We start from the raw sequence: 16669 nt of genomic DNA, 5'->3' as shown, positions 1-16669 counted from the left end.
GCGCTTCCTCGCCGGGCGTTTTTGTTTTTGGGTTTCATCCGCGATGATGCGAGGCGATGGAACCATAGCCAGTCCGCCACGTTTGTTCCGCAACACTCAAGGACACAACGAAAGGATACGGATCATGGCGACTTCGAACCTGCAGGCCGAACTGCGCGAGCTTCGCGAACAGATGAACGATTTGAAGGACACGCTTGCCCGTGAAGCTGGCCGTGGTGGCCGTAACCTTCGCAACCGCGCATCGGAAGCGCTGGATGATGCCGCCCGCACCGCACGGTCCGCAACCGGCTATACCAGCGAAGACGTGCGCCATGGGGCGGCCGTAGCACTGGATGGTGCCGCCCGTACCGCCAACGCCGTTGCCGAATATGCCCGTGAGGGCGCGGGAACTGTCGCGGGCGTGGTGCGCCGCAATCCAGGCGCAACCTCTGCCGGCCTGATTACCCTTGGCATTCTTGGCGGTGTGATCGGCTATCTTCTGGCGAACTCAACCCCGCCGGCACGCAGCAATCGCTGGCATTGGAATTGAGATCGTCATGGTGACGATCACCTATCATGTCGTCGCCCATGATGAAGGCTATGCCTATCGACTGGGCGACGTCTATTCAGAGCCTTATCCGACGCATGAAGAGGCACTGGATGCGGCGCGCAGGGCAGCCGCTGCGCAGCAGTTGACCGATGGCGACACAGAGATCAGCTGGCAGAACGAAGACGGCGACTGGATCCACGAACATGCGGACGGTGCGGACCGGCCCATGGCGGGCGTGGTCGATGATGTCGACGACGTCCGATAGCCTGTACCTCCAGGCAGGGAAAAGCCCGTGGCTCGCGCCACGGGCTTTTTTCGTTGCATCATCGGGGACCGGGGCAATTCACGCCCGCCTGAGTTCATGCATCACGCCGCGCGGCGCAGGCTCGTCGTGCCCGGCAACCGGAACCGCTCGATCATCACGCGAAGTTGTGCAGCCTCCTCTGCCAGTCTGTTCGCTTCCAGGCTGGATTGGTCCGACACCTGGGCGTTCTGCTGGGTCACGATGTCGAGATTGTCGACAGCACCGCCGATGTCGCGCAGATTGCTGGCCTGGTCACGGGTGAAATCGGCAATCGCATCCATATGTTCGTTGATCTTCTGGATCAGGTCACCGATCTCCAGCAGCGTCTCGCCAGTGCCGTGAACGAGCTTCACCCCGTTTTCGACCTGCGCTGTCGACGTCTTGATCAGACCGTCAATCTGCTTGGCGGCATTGGCCGAGCGCTGGGCAAGCTCGCGCACTTCCTGGGCAACGACCGCAAATCCCTTGCCCGCTTCGCCCGCGCGGGCGGCTTCGACACCGGCATTGAGAGCCAGAAGATTGGTCTGGAAGGCAATCTCGTCGATGACCCCAACGATCGAGGAGATCTGCTGCGAGCTTTCCTCGATGCGATGCATCGCCTGTTCGGCCTCGGTCACCACCTTGCCCGAGGTCACCGCGCTCTGGTTCGCCTTCTTGGCCACATCGCGGGCTTCGGCGACACGCAGGTTGGCGGCAACGACTGTGGTGTTGATCTCTTTCAGCGAGGCGGCCGTCTGCTCAAGCGATGCCGCCTGGCTTTCGGTGCGGCGAGCAAGCTCGCGTGAGCCATCCGCGATGTTCGCGCTGCCACCATCGATAGCCGCCGCCGTCTGGCGGATCGTTCCCATCGTCCCGGCGAGTTCGCGGATCGACCCGTTGAAATCGTGACGCAGGGTTTCGAAGTTCTCGGCGAAAGGCGCATCGATCTGGAAATCGAGGTCGCCCTGAGCGAGGCGGCGCAGGCCCTGAGCCAGACCCGATGTGGCAAAACGCAGCTTTTCGGCGGCCTCTTCCTCGGCGCGGCGCTCGATTTCAAGACGGTGCGCCTCCGCCTTTTGCCGCGTCTGCTCCGCCTCAATTTCCAGCTGACGCGTCCGCCGCAAGCCATCCCGGAATACATCCAGTGCGCGAGCCATGATGCCCAGTTCGTCGCGACGATCCGTATTGCCAACGTCGACATCGAGGTTTCCGTCGGCGAGGCTCTTGGTGGCCCTGGTCAGCGAGCGCAGGGGCGTGATCGCGGTGACGCGCAGCATCAAGACGACCAGCACGATCATCAGGGCAATGGCGCCGGACCCCATGGCGATGCGCTTCCAGACATTGGCCCGCCAGGCGGCCAGTTCCGGTGCCAGATCGACTTCCGCGCTGTAGAGACCAACGATCTCCCCCGGCTGGATGTTCATCTGGGCGGTGTGACAGGTGGCGCATTTCTCATCGGAAGCACTGCCCTGCCCGAGAATGACGGGGCGGGTCATGCGGAAGGTCTCGCCTTCGAGCCGGTTCAGCTTCTGCAGGGCCGTGATCGCCTGCTGGTCGATGGCATCGCGTGGTGCCTCAAATTCGGTTTCGCCCTGGGCGCGCTGGAAGTCGATGACCTTCGGTCCCATGACCAGCCAGATCTTCACGGAGCCGCCGGCGTTGGAGAACTGCTCCATGGTGCCATCCAACGTTTCGATCGCCGGATCGTCTTCGCCGACTTCCTTGCGATTGAGCATGGCCTGGGTGTGGACGGACTCGAGCATGTCGAGGGCCGCATCGCCGCGCATGGCAGCCTTGTCTGTCAGGCTCAGTCTTTCCGAGGAAATTTCATAGGCGGCGGTTGCTGCCTGGATGGCGGCGACGGCAAGTCCAATGCCGAGCACCATTTGCATCGACAGCGGTATTTTCTTTAAACTATTCAACATGATGCTTCCGTCCCCAAGGTCGCAGGCGCGACCTGTCTCAACGGTAGAATGATTAGAATATCGTGGTTAATAATTTGAGATAGCGATAACATTTGGAAAGCGAATTTTGGCTCCTTCCCTTTCCGATTGAGCAAATAGCGTCTGCAACGGGATCGCTCAGCGGTCAAAACAAGCCATGACATCCGGTGCGGCTTCTGTCGCACCGGATGTCAAATCCCTCTGTGATCACGCCGCGCGGTAAGCCAGAGTTGCACCAGACTGCCGGCCGTCGAGCCGGAACTGGGCGAGCAGTCGGTTCAGCGAATCAGCCTCGCCGGCCAGGGTATGGGAGGCCGCCGTCTGCTGCTCGACCATGGCTGCATTCTGCTGCGTGCCCTGGTCCATGGCCGTTACGGCGAGATTGATGTCCTGAAGCCCGGTCGACTGTTCGCGTGCGGCGGTGACGATGGCCTGCACGTGATGGCTGATCTCCTGCACGGCGCTGACGATCTTTTCCAGCTCACTTCCGGTCTCGCCGACAAGGGCCACGCCGGAGCCGACTTCGGCGGTGGAGCGTGAGATCAGGGCCTTGATTTCCTGGGCCGCATTGGCGGAGCGCTGGGCGAGCTGACGGACTTCCTGGGCAACGACCGCAAAGCCCTTACCAGCTTCACCCGCACGAGCGGCCTCGACACCAGCGTTCAGCGCCAGAAGATTGGTCTGGAAGGCGATGTCTTCGATGACACCGATGATGGAGGATATCGACTGCGACGACTGCTCGATCTCGTTCATGGCAGCCACCGCATTGCGGACGACATCCCCCGAGCGTTCCGCGCCAGCCCGTGTGCGCTCGACGAGCTGGCCAACATCTTCGGCGCGTTTCGTCGTGTCGCGAACAGTGACCGTGACTTCCTCGATTGCAGCTGCCGTCTCCTCGACAGAGGCTGCCTGCTGCTCGGTGCGTTTGGCAAGATCGTCAGCGGCGGCACGGATCTCGGCGGCACCGGCATTGATCGCCTGGGCATTGGCGCCAACCGAGCGCAGCGCTGCCTGAAGCTTGTCGAGCGACTCGTTGAAATTACCGCGCAGGCTATCGAGATGCGAGGCGAAGGGACGCGCGAGACGGAAGACGACATCGCCGTTCGAGAGTGCGGCGAGGCCTTCAGCGAGTTCGCTCATGGCGAAACGAACTTCTTCGGCCTCCCTCGCCTTTTCAGCCTCAGCCTCACGCCGTTCAGCCTCGACCTGCTCGCGCATCGCGCGGCGCTCGTCGGACATCCGGGCACTCTCGATGGCCGCGTCCTTGAAAACGAGGACGGCCTTGGCCATGCGGCCAACTTCATCGCCGCGGTTGATTGCTGGGACTTCGACCTGGTGATTGCCGCCGGCAAGGCGGGCCATGGCATCGGTCATGCCGATGATCGGGGTGACGATGGATCGCGCGAGTAGCCAGATCAGACCGACAGCGAAGACGCCGGCAACGGCCGCACCAAGGATAAGGGCCATTTCCAGCGACCAATGCGCTGTCTGCAATTTTTCCTGTGCCGAGGTGACCTGTGCCGATAACACCGATTTTACTTCGGAGGCTGCACGGCGGAAAGCGTCGAGCGCGCGGCCGCCATCGGCACCCCCCATCGCAACGATCGCATCGAGCGGCATCTGACCGGCCTTGGCAGCGCCGATCTGTGGGGCGACGACGGTCTCTTGATAGGTGCTTGCTGCCGAGCGCATGGCGGCAAGCGAAGCGGCAAGGCCCGGCTCGCCATCGGCCAGCCGGACCGCTTCGTCGAGTGCTGCCTTCACGTTATCCTGGTCCGAAGTCAGTGACGCCAGCGTGCTCTCGCTCGCGGCCAGAAGATAGCCGCGATGGCTCGCTACACCATCTGCCATCGCAGTCGCCGCCCTGTCGACGAGATTGACGATATCCTGGGCGCGGTCCTGCTCGACCAGCAATCCCCGGGCATTCTGGGCCTGGAGAAAGACGACGACGGAGGCCATGAAGCATCCCGCCATGATGGTGCAGAAGGTGAGGATGAGCTTGTGGCTGAGGGAAAGGTTGTTGAGGGACATGGCCAATACTTTCGGGAGGCACGGGCACGCAACGGCCGAGGCCTTCAGCCACGCCGCACATGGCAAAGCAGGTGCATGATCCATTCCGGCATTTGCGAAGCCATCATGGCCCGTTCAGGGGGAAGCCGGAATCCGCCGATCGACCGCAACGTGTCTCAAACGCATTGACAACCCGTTACCACGGCTGGGCCACTTGGCGGGTGTTCAACTTATGCCGTTTGGCACGTAACCGTGTCATCGCATCGGGTGCATGACGCTCGCCAGGGCGATGTCACTGCTGGCTGGGGACCACCAGGAGGATGTCGAGATCCTTTTGCGGATAGAAGTCCGTCGCGGTCATCTCGAACGTGGTGGGACCGGTCTTCTTCACGCCTTCGCCACAGAAGCTGACAATGTTCTTTTCACTGCCCTTGTCGACGGTCAGACGGAACTTCTCGATCGAGCCGAACCAGTTGCCGCCGGTGGTGAGAATGTAGGACAGCCAGTTCTCGAAATAGTAGATGCCCTTGTCGGCGTCCTGGCTCTTCTCGAGCTTCGCGGCAACCGCCATGAAGTCATCGTCCAGGCAGTAGCGCTGCTTGTAGTCCTCGAAATTGTCGGTCGGCTCGCCATCCTGGATGAACACCATGGCCGTCGTGCCGCCGAGACTGGGCTTGTAGTTGTGCTCGACCTTCACGTCGCGTCCGGCCGGAAATACGGTTTCCCACCAATAAACCGTATCCAGTTCCCAGGTCGGGTAGAATTCCGGCTCAGTGCTGCCATCGGGCGTGTAGTTCATGTCGACGATCAGGCCCTTGACCTGCCAATCCTTCAGAACGGCCGGATCGAGTTTTCCGATAGCCACCCTTGTCGCATCCGCAAGCGGCATCAGTGGCACGCCCTGCTTCTTCACCTCATCGGTGAAATCGATACCGTGAACCAGCGCACGCTGCTGCAGTTTGGGTTCAATCGCCGCGCCATCCTGCGTGACGGTGAAGTCCATGAAATTGTCCTGTTCCATATCCGGGACGCTGCCCATGAAGTCCACACCGCCGCCGATGCGGGGCATCGGAAAGGCAACAATGGTGGATACGGAATTGGCACTGGCATTGCGGAAGGTATAGTCGACCTTCACCTGTGTCGGCGAGATGTAGAGGTCCTCTTCGACCATGCTGATGTCATCGCTGCGGGTGAAGACAAGCCCGCCGGCACCCAGCACTGCCATGGTGTCGTTGGCCACAGCCTGTCCGCCCATGCAGATGCTGGCTGCCAGTGTGAGCGTATAGATCCGTGTCCCGATAGTCATTTGCCTGTCCCCTCACGCATGCCCGCGCCCCACGCGCTGTCTTGGAACAATTAGCGATGCTGCTTGCGGCTGGTCAATGGTGGCGGACAGGCCATTTCATGGTGCATTTCGATGGCAAATGGCATGCATGGATGGAAAAGGCACTCCTGCCCAAAACGGAAGCGCCTGGCTCTTTGGATCACCGGAACCCCATTGACCTCAGGCGGCGCAATGCTTGGCATATACACATGTTTGTCCGGTCGAGGCGACCAGTTTGACCTGGGCGAGAGCAGCAGCCTTCTCCTCAAGCGCTCGCTGCTGCTGCAGGACCAAGCGCTGTTCATCCGCCGTTTTAGGCGCCCGAACGATGGCCTGACATGCAAAAGCCCTCCGGGCCCGAATCCGGAGGGCTTCTGCATGTCTGCTGCCAGGAAGGGTTCGGCTGCAGATATCTCGGTGCATTGCGTGTTGAGAGGAGGAGACGATCAAGCACCGACATCGTGAAATTAGCGATAATTGATTAATTATTCTCTAATTCAATCATTGAGAATAGAGGCGAAAAACGCAACCTGGCAGGCATTTCCGGACACGCAATCCAAACAAAATGCTTGCACCACCTCGTGCGAGCCCTCATTGACGGGGTATGAAAAAGCTTCCCGAACCCCAGCGCCTCGACCAGCTTCTGGTCGCCCTTGGTCTCTTTGCCAGCCGGTCGCGGTCGCGTGACGCGATCCAGCGCGGTACGGTCAGGATCGACGGCAAGGTCGTCAGTAAAGCCAGCCTCGTCTTCAGCGCCGAGCACGACTTCCAGATCGACGATCCGGCCCAGGATTACGTCTCGCGCGCGGCCCTCAAACTGGTGGCAGCCCTTGACCATTTCGGGCTTTCGCCGGAAGGGCGCCGTTGCATGGATGTCGGCGCTTCGACCGGTGGATTCACCGAAGTGCTTTTGAAGCGCGGTGCCGAACACGTGGTATCCATCGATGTCGGCCACGACCAGCTGCATCCGCGGCTCGCCAACGATCCTCGGGTGACGAATATCGAGGGGCTGAACGCCCGCTATATGGAGCCCGAGGATATCGATGATGAGCCCTTCGATTTCCTCGTCTCCGACGTTTCCTTCATCTCGCTGAAGCTTGCGCTGGTGCCCGCACTCGACATGGCTGAGCCCGGCGCGCATTGCCTGCTTCTGGTCAAGCCGCAATTCGAAGCCGGCCGTGATGCGATTAGCAAGGCAGGCCTGCTCAAGGAACCGGAAACGGCACCCGCCGTTGCGGCCGAACTGGAGCGCTGGCTGACCGAAGACATGGGCTGGACGAGCCTTGGGATGATCCCCTCCCCGATTGCAGGCGGTGATGGCAACGAGGAATTCCTGCTGGCCGGGTTCAAGCCGGAAAGCGAGGCTGACGAAGCTGAAGACGAGGACATGGACGAGGAGGACATGGGCGAGGACGGGGACGACGTGCTCGAGGACGAATCCGAAGACGACGAAGCGGACGAGGATCGCGCATGAGCGCTGAAGCAGTCACCATTTCCAGCCTCGGCGCCAAGGGCGACGGCGTGGCGCATGGCGCAGACGGTCCGATCTTCGTGCCGTTCGCGCTGCCCGGCGAGACGGTCTCGATCGCGCGTGTGAAGAACGCGGGCACGATCATGTCCTTCGCCTCCACCTCGCCGGATCGCGTAACCCCGCCTTGCAAGCATTTTGGCCCGGATGGGGTCGGCGGCACCTGTGGCGGCTGTTCGATGCAGCATCTGGCCCCCGCCCCCTACAATGCCTTCAAGCGCCAGATCCTGATCGACGCGCTGAAATCGAAAGGCATTGATGCGCCCGTCGCCGAGATTTTCGAGGCGCATCCGCATCAGAGACGCCGGCTGGTGTTTTCCGCGCGGCGACGCGACAACGACATGGTCATCGGCTTCATGCAGGCGGAAACCCATCATGTCGTGGTCGTCGAAGAATGTCCCATCGCGTCACCGGGGCTGGTGTCCCGGCTCGACGCGCTGCAGATCATTGCCAGAGCCGCCGGCGCCGATCATTTCCGCATCACGGTGACGGAAACCCTGACGGGGCTCGATATCTCGCTCGACGGGCTGCCCGGCGGGCTATCCGATCGCGCCCGGCGCGACGTGACCAATGCCGTGCTGAAGCTCAAGGACATTGCCCGCGTTTCGGCCAATGGCGAAATCATCATCGAGCCGCACAAGCCGCTTTTGGATTTTGACGGCGCACGCGTCGTTCTGCCGCCGGGCGGCTTTACCCAGGCGACGCTGGAGGCCGAAGCGCATATGGCAGCACTTGCTGCGGCGCATATTGGCAAGGCGAAAAAGATCGCCGACCTGTTTGCAGGCATTGGCACATTTGCGCTGCGACTGGCGCGCAAGATGGCCGTTCACGCGGTCGAATCCGACGAGAAGGCGATCAAGGCACTGGATTTCGCCGCCCGCAATACGCAAGGGCTGAAACCCGTGACGGCCGAGCGGCGCGACCTCTTCCGCCGTCCTCTGATGACCTCCGAGTTCAAGGCGTTTGATGCCGTCGTCTTCGATCCGCCGCGCGCCGGTGCGGAAGTACAGTGCACGGAGCTTGCGAAATCGCAGGTGAAGAAGGTGGTGGCGATCAGCTGCAATCCGCTGACGCTGGCGCGGGATCTCTCGATCCTGGTGGCCGGCGGCTACCGCGTGGACCAGGTGACGCCGATCGACCAGTTCCTCTGGTCTCCGCATGTCGAGGCGGTGGCTTTCCTCAGCAAGAAGTAAGGGTAAGCCCCTCTCCGTGAAACAGGAGAGGGGCAAGCCGGTCAGTGACGCAGGAACGCGACGATATCTTCGATGAAGCGCTGCTTGTGCGTGGCAAAGAGACCATGCGGTGCGCCGTCATATTCGAGCAGCGTTGCCTGTCGGATGCCGGCAGCGGCGGCGCGACCGGCCGCATCGATCGGCACCGTCTGGTCACTGGTGCCATGAATGATCAGGGTCGGCACCTTGAAGGCGGCAAGGTCCGGCCGGAAGTCGGTGCTGGAAAATGCCTTGGCGCAGGCAAGCGTCGGCTTGAGGCCAGCCATCATCGCCTGGCGTTCCGACCATTCCAGCACTTCATCGCTGACCGCCTTGTCGAACATGCCGACGCCATAGAAGTCCTTGAAGAAGCCAGCAAAGAAATGGGCACGGTCGTCCTGCATGCCCTGTGCCATCTCGTCAAAGGTGGATTGGGGCGTGCCTTCCGGATTGTCATCGGTCTGCAGCATGTAGGGCACCACCGAAGCAACCAATGCGGCCGAGCGCAAATTGGCGCCGCTATGGCGGGACATGTAGCGCGCCACTTCACCGCCGCCCATCGAGAAGCCGATGATCGTCGCATCATTGGCGCCAGCCCAGGCGAGCACATCCGCCAGATCGTCTGACAGGGTGTCGTAATCATAGCCATCAAAGGGCTGCTCGGAGCGGCCGAAACCGCGACGGTCATAGGAGATTGCCCGCATGCCGGCATCGGCGATGGCCAGCGACAGATCGTCAAAGGTGTCGGCGGTCAAAGGCCAGCCATGCAGGAGAACGACAGGGCGTCCCTGCCCCCAGTCCTTGACGTAGAGTTCGACACCATCACGGGTCTTGATACGGGGCATGGGCAAGAACCTTTCTCTGTTTTAGGAAAGGTCAAAACGAGCCGAGACGTATCAAGTTCCCGAGAAAGCCCTGCGGCAGCATTGCCGCCACCCGTCGCATCCAGGCTCATCAATAGGTATAGAGCGTGCCCGATCCGGTGACATTGGCGCAGCGGCAGCGCCCGCCGACACGGGCAGGCTTGGCCGGGCAAGACACCTGACCACCGCCGCCAATATTGCCCGACTGGTCGACAACACAGATATAGCGCTGTGGACGGACATGCGGCTTGTTCGGCTTGCCAGCCTGCTCGGTGATGGCATCGTTGCTATCATTGATCAGCACATAGGGCGCGGCATCGGACTGACCGGCGCCCGCCTGGACGGAAACGCTGCTGACGAGAAGGGTGAGTGCGACACAGAACAAACGCAACATGGAAGCCTCGATCAAACGAAAAGATCCCGGTCGAACGGCCGAGACGCGCAATGGTTTCCGACACTAAACGCAAAAGACTGAACGGAGGCTGAACCAGGTATACGTCGGGAGGCGAAACGGCGCCGCAGGGGCGCCGTTTTACAATCTTGCGTGGCTCATACCGGATCAGGCGGCGCGGCGGGCCTGATAGTCCGTGGCGGCAGACCGTTCGTCGATGCGGAACTGGTTGAGCAAGGCCGTTAGTGCTGCGGCTTCCTGGGCAAGGCCATGGCTTGCCGCCGTCTGTTCCTCGACCATGGCGGCATTCTGTTGGGTGCCCTGGTCCATCGTATTGACGGCGGTGTTGATCTCCTGAAGACCGGTGGACTGCTCACGCGAGGCCGTGACGATCGCGTTGACGTGGCCGTTGATCTCCTGGACCTCGCGAACGATCACGTCGAGCGCCTTGCCGGTTTCGTTGACGAGTTCGACGCCGTGCTTCACCTGCGCGCCGGAGGCGCTGATCAGGGTCTTGATCTCCTTTGCAGCGTTTGCAGACCGCTGGGCCAGTTCACGGACCTCCTGGGCAACAACCGCAAATCCCTTGCCGGCTTCACCAGCACGGGCTGCCTCGACACCGGCATTGAGCGCCAGAAGGTTGGTCTGGAAGGCGATCTCATCGATGACGCCGATGATGTTGGAGATTTCACCGGACGAACGCTCGATGCCCTGCATGGCACCGACCGCCTTCTCGACGATCTCGCCCGACTTTTCCGCACCGGCGCGGGCCTTGGTCACAAGCTGACCAACTTCCTCGGCGCGGCGAGCGCTGTCCTTGACCGTCGTGGTGATTTCCTCAAGGGCGGCCGCTGTTTCCTCGACGGAGGCCGCCTGCTGTTCGGTGCGGCGGGCGAGATTGTCGGCCGAATGGCGGATTTCTGCAGCACCGCCATCTATGGCGCGGGCATTGCGGCCAACGGTTGCCATTGCGTCATGCAGTTTGTCGAGCGAGGCGTTGAAGTCGACACGCAAGCGATCGAGATCGCCGGCAAACGGTGTTTCGATGCGGGTGACGAGATCGCCGTTGGACAGACGGCCGAGGCCATCCGCAAGCGACTGGACGGCAAAGGCGACCTGTTCGGCTTCGCGCGCCTTTGCGGCCTCGCGTTCGCGCCGCTCCTGCTCAGTCATCGTCCGGGTCTCGTCCGCCTCGCGGGAGAGACGTCCACGCTCGATGATATTGTCACGGAAGACGGCGACGGCGGCGGCCATCTGTCCAATCTCGTCAGTGCGCTCAGTGCCAGGGATCGTTGCCGAGACGTCACCGCCGGCAAGCTTGCCCATAACGCCGGTCATATCAGTGACCGGACGGACGACGAGGCGGGAAAGCAGAGCGGCCAGAATCCCGATCATCGCAACGACGCCGACCAGCGTGGCAATGGCGGCCGCGGTGCGGAATTCGCCGATTGCGGCAAATGCGAGATCACGATCAATCTGCACGCCGAGATACCAGTCGTCACGAGGCAGCCCCTTGATCGGCAGGAAGCTGACAAGCACGTTGGCATCGGCAAAAGCCGTTTCGGTAATCCCCGAGCCCACGGCAGGTGTGCCAGTCGGGAAGGCATCCTTCAGCGTCTTTGTGACGAGACTGCCATCGCGATGGACAAGGATCGTGCCGTCCTGCTTGACCAGGAAGGCCTGGCCCTTGCCGCCCATGTCGACAGAGTTGACCATCTCGACAAGTGACTTCAGCGAGAAGTCAGAGGCCGCGACGCCATATAGCTTGCCATCCTTTTTTACTGGAATGGCGGCGCTTATGATCAGATTGCCGGTCGAGGCGTCGTTGTAGGGATCCGTCAGCACCATCTTGTCGGCCTTGACCGCCTCTTGATACCATGGGCGCTTGCGGGGGTCGTACCCTTCCGGAAGCGGTTGCACGGGAACGCTGGTGAAGACACCCTTTTCGTCGCCGACATAAGTCGACATGAATTCGCGGATCAGCACCGGATTGTCGAAGGCAGCGGTAATGGCCGTGGCATCGGAGGCCTTGGCGGCCGCGTTGCCGGCAAGCTCGGTGAGCATGACGCGAGCACCCAGCCAGTTGGCGATGCTCTGCGAGGCCTGAAGGCCGGATGACTGGATCTCACTCTGTACCGCAGCATTCGTTGCGCTGCGTTGAAGGCTGTCGATGTAGGCGGAGAAGCCGGAAAGAGCGGCCACCACCACGAGGGAGGCGACCACAAGAATCTTGGTCATCAGGTTAAAACGGGCTGTCATCGGGACTGTTCCTGCGACGGACTGGTCCACCGGCAATTGCATGACGGGGGATCAATTCCGATATGGGGGAATGGGTGAAGCGCGCCGTCATGGCACCGGATGGCGGAAAAATGCGCCTGTCGCCGGGAGGATACCCATTAGATTTTAATGGGACCTTAAGTCCTTCACCAAGACCTAAATTTCCGATGAGGCATGGAGGTTGCCGCGATACCTCAACCGCGCCCCTTCATGAAGCCTTCGAAGGCGGCGCGGGCTTCTGCGCTTTTCAACTGGGCGACGAAGTGCACGAGCTCTTCCTGCATGCGAGCGCGCACCTCATCAGGGCTGCCCTTGACCAGCGCACGGGCGATCTTCATCGCCGCCGGTGGCTTTGAGGCGAGCGAGGAGGCGATCTTCAAGGTTTCGGCTTCCACCTGATCGGACGCGACCACCTTCCAGATCAGGCCGGCCTCGCGCGCTTGCTCTGCGGAGAAGCCTTCGCTGGCGGCGAGCATGGCAAAGGCGCGCTGGTGGCCCATGACACGCGGCGCGATCAGGCTGGAGGCGGCTTCCGGGACGAGTGCCAGATCGACGAAGGGGGTCTTGAACAGGCTGCGGTCGGAGGCAACCGTCAGGTCGCAATGCATGTTGAGCGTTGTGCCGATGCCGATGGCGAGACCATCGACGCCTGACACGAGCGGCTTGGTAACATCCGTCAGCGCCCTGAGCAGGCCGAAGGCGGCGGGTTCGCCGACGGCGCCGGCCATGGCGAAGCCCAAGAAATCCGCCATGTCATTGCCGGCGGAGAAGCAGCCTTCGGTGCCGAGGAAGACGATGGCGCGGATGGTGTCATCCTGCTCGCCTTCGAGAAGGCCGGCCGTGAGCTTCTCGTACATGGCTTGCGTAATGGCGTTTTTCTTGTCCGGGCGGTTGAAGCGCAGGACAAGAACGCCGGGATGGGCTTCTGGGCGGGTGATCTGGATATGGTCAGTCATGCTTGTCCCTCTTTAATTGTGTCTGTCGCGGTGACGGCCCCTCACCCCGCCTCCGCTTCGCTCGGCGCGCCCTCTCCCCGTAAACGGGGCGAGGGTAACCGGAGACGCTGCGGCCTTCGCCCCTCTCCCCGCGTGCGGGGAGAAGAGGACCCGCGGCCGGCGTCTTATGCAAACAGCGCCCGTGCCGCTTCCAGGCTTGCCGCGCCATACACGACGCGGTCCTTGAGGGCGGCCGTTTCGGCGATCATGTTTTCAGCGGCAAAACGGCAGAGTGCCAGGCGGTTGTCGCGGCCATGCGCTTCGTCCGCCAGCGCGCCCTTGGCGAGGTAGACGCCGGTGAGCACAAGACCGAAGAGGCGCTGGTAGGGCGTGGCACCGGCCAAGGCTGCGGCGGCATTGCCGTCTGCGAGCTGAGTGAGCAGCCATTCCGTGGTTTCCTCGAGATCGTCGAGGCTTGCCTCCAGCCGGTCGGCGGTTTCGCCGAAGCCCTCGAGGTTGGAGGCGCGGACGTGGGTCACGATCTCCTTCAGCTCGGCGATGAAGCCGCGCACATGCGCGCCGTTCGACAGCGGCAGCTTGCGGGTGACGAGGTCGGCTGCCTGGATGCCGTTGGTGCCCTCGTAGATCGGGGCAATGCGGCTGTCGCGCCAGAAGCGGGCAGCACCGGTTTCCTCGATGAAGCCCATGCCGCCATGGGTCTGGATGCCGAGCGAGGCGACATCGACGCCAGCGTCGGTGGCAAAACTCTTGGCAATCGGGGTGAGCAGAGCTGCGCGCTCAGCCCAATGGCGGGCTTCGTCGCCGTCAGCGTGATGGCTCATGTCGGTGGCGTGGGCGCAGACATAGCAGATCGCGCGGGAGCCTTGCGTCAGCGCCTTCATCGTCACCAGCATGCGGGCGACATCGGGATGCTCGATGATCGGCGACATGCCTTGCCCCGTCCAGCCCGGGGCTTTGCCCTGCGTGCGGTCCTTGGCGTATTGCACGGCCTTCTGTGTGGCAGCCTCGCAGATGGCGACACCCTGCATGCCGACAGCGAGGCGGGCATTGTTCATCATGGTGAACATGCAGGCGAGGCCCTTGTTTTCCTCGCCGATCAGATAGCCGATTGCGCCGGCTTCCTCGCCATACTTGCCGTCGCCATAGATCATGGTGCAGGTCGGCGAGCCATGGATGCCGAGCTTGTGCTCCAGCGAATGGCAGTGGAGATCATTGCGGGGGCCGAGCGAGCCGTCGTCGTTGACGAGGTACTTCGGCACGAGGAAGAGCGAGATGCCGCGCGTCCCGGCGGGTGCATCGGGCAGCCGGGCGAGAACCAGATGGATGATGTTCTCGGTGATCTCGTGTTCGCCCCAGGTGATGAAGATCTTCTGGCCGAAAATACGGTAGGTGCCGTCGTCGCGGCGTTCGGCGCGGGACTTCATCACGCCGAGATCCGAGCCGGCATGGGGCTCGGTCAGGTTCATTGTGCCGGTCCATTCGCCGGAGACCATCTTCGGCAGATACTTTGCCTTCAGGTCGTCCGAGCCGTGGGCGGTGACGGCGTCGACAGCCCCCATGGTCAGCGTTGGCCCAAGGGCAAAGGCCATGGAGCCGGAATTCCACATTTCGAGGGCTGCGACATTCAGCATATGTGGAAGCCCCTGCCCGCCGAAGTCTTCCGATGCTGTCAGCGAATTCCAGCCGCCCTCGGCCCAGGCGCGGTAGAGCGCATCCCAGCCTTCGGGCACGATGACCTTGCCGTCGACCATGCGGGCACCCTGTTTGTCACCGATCTCGGCAAGCGGGGCCACTTCATCGCTGGCAAACCGTCCGGCTTCTGTCAGGATGGCATCGACGAGGTCGTCGCTCAGGTCGCCAAGCTTGCCCTCTTCGATGGCTTTCGACAGGCCGGCGACGTGCTTGAGGGTGAACGCGATCTCTTCAACAGGCGCCTTGTACATGGCAAGCTCCTCCATCTGGCCTATGCTATTTGCCACGCCAAACTCCACCCCGGAGGCGCGGCCCATTCGCATTTCTGGCTAATTGATTTTTACGTAAACGTCAAATTATTTTGCCCGCAGATGGGCCGTCAACACCGCCGCGAGCCACGCCGTCTGTGCCACTGCCATCCTGGTGCACCAGGGAGACTATGCGCCCAACTTTGGGCGATACAAGCAGGACTGCACTGGCTTACCACCTTGGAAAAGCCACCATCTGGAAACCTGCCGCCATGACGCTCGATCGCACCCTCGCCCTGGTCACGGCCACCTGCCTGACACTGGTTCTCGCTGCCGCCGCCACTGTGGTCATATCCGGCAGCCGACAACAGCTGGCCGAAGGCAAACGGCAGGAAATGCAGGCAACCGCCCTCCTCCTGACGTCATCCATGGGCCAGGCCGCCAGTCTCTCGGCCACTCAGGCCCTCCAGATCGGGCGCGACGCGCAGGTGATTGCGCTTCTCAAGGCTCAGGACCGGGCCGCGCTCGCCGCCTATCTGAAGCCAAGCTACGAAGCGCTGGCGAGTGAAGCGGGCGTCAACATGCTCCACTTCCACACGACGGATATCAAAAGCTATCTGCGCGTCCAGGACCCCAAAAATTTCGGTCAGGACTTGTCCAGCATCCGGCCGATGATCCTGGCCGCTAACCGCAGCCGCAAACTGCAAAAGGGTCTCGAAGTGGGGCTGGCGGGTCTCAGCCTGCGTGCTGTGGCACCCGTCATGGACGGAGATACGCTGATCGCCACTTTCGAGGTGGGCGTGGAATTGAAGACCCTGATGGATCTGGCCAAGTCCGCCTCGGGCGCCGACTTCGCGCTGTTCCTCAGCCCCGCCATGTCCGGCTACGTGCCGAAGGACAAGGCTGTATCGAAGGACAGCACCGAATTGCTGATCGAGTCTTCGACCGATACCCAGCTTTTCGAAAAGCTGCAGGCAGCAGGCGAGATCGGCCTGCAACGCGAGCCCGTTGAGGGCGATGTGACGCTGGATAGCCAGCGGTTTGGCACGCTGTCGCAGCCGCTTCTCGATTATTCCGGCCGCATGATCGGTACCATCGTTATTGCCCGCGACATCACCAATCTGGGAAGTCAGTTCAATCGCTCGCTGATCACGGCGCTGACGGTCTGCATCCTCGGTTTCGTGTTCTGCTATGGCGTGGTCATGGTGACCATTCGCGCTCTGGTTCTCCGACCCATCGCAGACCTCGCCCGCTACGGGCAGGCAACCACCGCCAATCCGGCAACAGCACCGGAGACTGATGGCAATGGCGATGGCGATGGCGATGGCGATGGCGAGGAAACCGCCCTCCAACAGGTGATCGGCCGTCTGTCGGCGCTGTCCTCCAGCTCGTCCGGACGGCTATCGTGAGGGGC

13 protein-coding genes are annotated in these 16669 nt (G+C 62.0%); 5 read left to right on the top strand and 8 right to left on the bottom strand.

Annotation, left to right across the window (positions count from 1 at the left end):
• Window positions 1-124 precede the first annotated feature (124 nt).
• On the top strand, window positions 125-529 hold the full coding sequence (locus ACSV9I_RS06495) for a hypothetical protein (protein ID WP_438327970.1): 405 nt from the start codon (window positions 125-127) through the stop codon (window positions 527-529).
• A 7-nt stretch (window positions 530-536) separates the two neighbouring features.
• Window positions 537-794: a DUF2188 domain-containing protein gene (locus tag ACSV9I_RS06490; protein ID WP_438327969.1), complete on the top strand. Its 258-nt coding sequence runs from the start codon at window positions 537-539 to the stop codon at window positions 792-794.
• A gap of 101 nt (window positions 795-895) precedes the next feature.
• On the opposite strand, the gene ACSV9I_RS06485 is transcribed toward ACSV9I_RS06490, so the two are convergent.
• The 3 genes from ACSV9I_RS06485 to ACSV9I_RS06475 all read right to left on the bottom strand — a co-directional run bounded on the left by ACSV9I_RS06485 (window position 896) and on the right by ACSV9I_RS06475 (window position 6071).
• On the bottom strand, window positions 896-2737 hold the full coding sequence (locus ACSV9I_RS06485; protein WP_438327968.1) for a methyl-accepting chemotaxis protein: 1842 nt from the start codon (window positions 2735-2737) through the stop codon (window positions 896-898).
• A gap of 225 nt (window positions 2738-2962) precedes the next feature.
• Window positions 2963-4786, bottom strand: coding sequence for a methyl-accepting chemotaxis protein (locus ACSV9I_RS06480; RefSeq protein WP_438327967.1), 1824 nt, complete (start codon window positions 4784-4786; stop codon window positions 2963-2965).
• Window positions 4787-5057: 271 nt separating this feature from the next.
• Window positions 5058-6071, bottom strand: coding sequence for a DUF4424 domain-containing protein (locus ACSV9I_RS06475; protein ID WP_054156579.1), 1014 nt, complete (start codon window positions 6069-6071; stop codon window positions 5058-5060).
• Window positions 6072-6693: 622 nt separating this feature from the next.
• On the opposite strand from ACSV9I_RS06475, the gene ACSV9I_RS06470 reads away from it, so the two are divergent.
• Entirely contained in the window at window positions 6694-7563 is an 870-nt protein-coding gene (locus tag ACSV9I_RS06470; protein ID WP_438327966.1) for a TlyA family RNA methyltransferase, read from the top strand.
• A complete protein-coding gene (locus ACSV9I_RS06465) occupies window positions 7560-8810 on the top strand; it encodes a class I SAM-dependent RNA methyltransferase (protein ID WP_438327965.1) in 1251 nt (416 codons plus the stop codon). Before ACSV9I_RS06470 ends, ACSV9I_RS06465 begins: the two co-directional genes overlap by 4 nt.
• A 41-nt stretch (window positions 8811-8851) precedes the next feature.
• Here ACSV9I_RS06465 and ACSV9I_RS06460 read toward each other — a convergent pair whose 3' ends face one another.
• From ACSV9I_RS06460 to ACSV9I_RS06440, 5 genes are all read right to left on the bottom strand, one after another.
• Window positions 8852-9673: an alpha/beta fold hydrolase gene (locus tag ACSV9I_RS06460; RefSeq protein WP_438327964.1), complete on the bottom strand. Its 822-nt coding sequence runs from the start codon at window positions 9671-9673 to the stop codon at window positions 8852-8854.
• A 109-nt stretch (window positions 9674-9782) separates the two neighbouring features.
• Entirely contained in the window at window positions 9783-10085 is a 303-nt protein-coding gene (locus ACSV9I_RS06455; RefSeq protein ID WP_438327962.1) for a hypothetical protein, read from the bottom strand.
• 165 nt (window positions 10086-10250) lie between these two features.
• Complete coding sequence (gene mcpU / locus ACSV9I_RS06450) at window positions 10251-12341, bottom strand: methyl-accepting chemotaxis protein McpU (protein WP_438327961.1); 2091 nt, start codon at window positions 12339-12341, stop codon at window positions 10251-10253.
• 212 nt (window positions 12342-12553) lie between these two features.
• Complete coding sequence (locus ACSV9I_RS06445) at window positions 12554-13315, bottom strand: crotonase/enoyl-CoA hydratase family protein (protein ID WP_438327960.1); 762 nt, start codon at window positions 13313-13315, stop codon at window positions 12554-12556.
• A gap of 164 nt (window positions 13316-13479) precedes the next feature.
• Complete coding sequence (locus ACSV9I_RS06440) at window positions 13480-15258, bottom strand: acyl-CoA dehydrogenase (RefSeq protein ID WP_438328531.1); 1779 nt, start codon at window positions 15256-15258, stop codon at window positions 13480-13482.
• A 269-nt stretch (window positions 15259-15527) separates the two neighbouring features.
• On the opposite strand from ACSV9I_RS06440, the gene ACSV9I_RS06435 reads away from it, so the two are divergent.
• Window positions 15528-16664, top strand: coding sequence for a cache domain-containing protein (locus ACSV9I_RS06435; RefSeq protein WP_438327959.1), 1137 nt, complete (start codon window positions 15528-15530; stop codon window positions 16662-16664).
• The last annotated feature ends 5 nt before the right edge of the window (window positions 16665-16669 follow it).

This window comes from Rhizobium sp. G187 (genome assembly GCF_051549525.1).
Classification (GTDB): domain Bacteria; phylum Pseudomonadota; class Alphaproteobacteria; order Rhizobiales; family Rhizobiaceae; genus Allorhizobium.
Note: the sequence above shows the minus strand (reverse complement) of the source record. Positions and strands in the feature narration are given on the sequence as shown.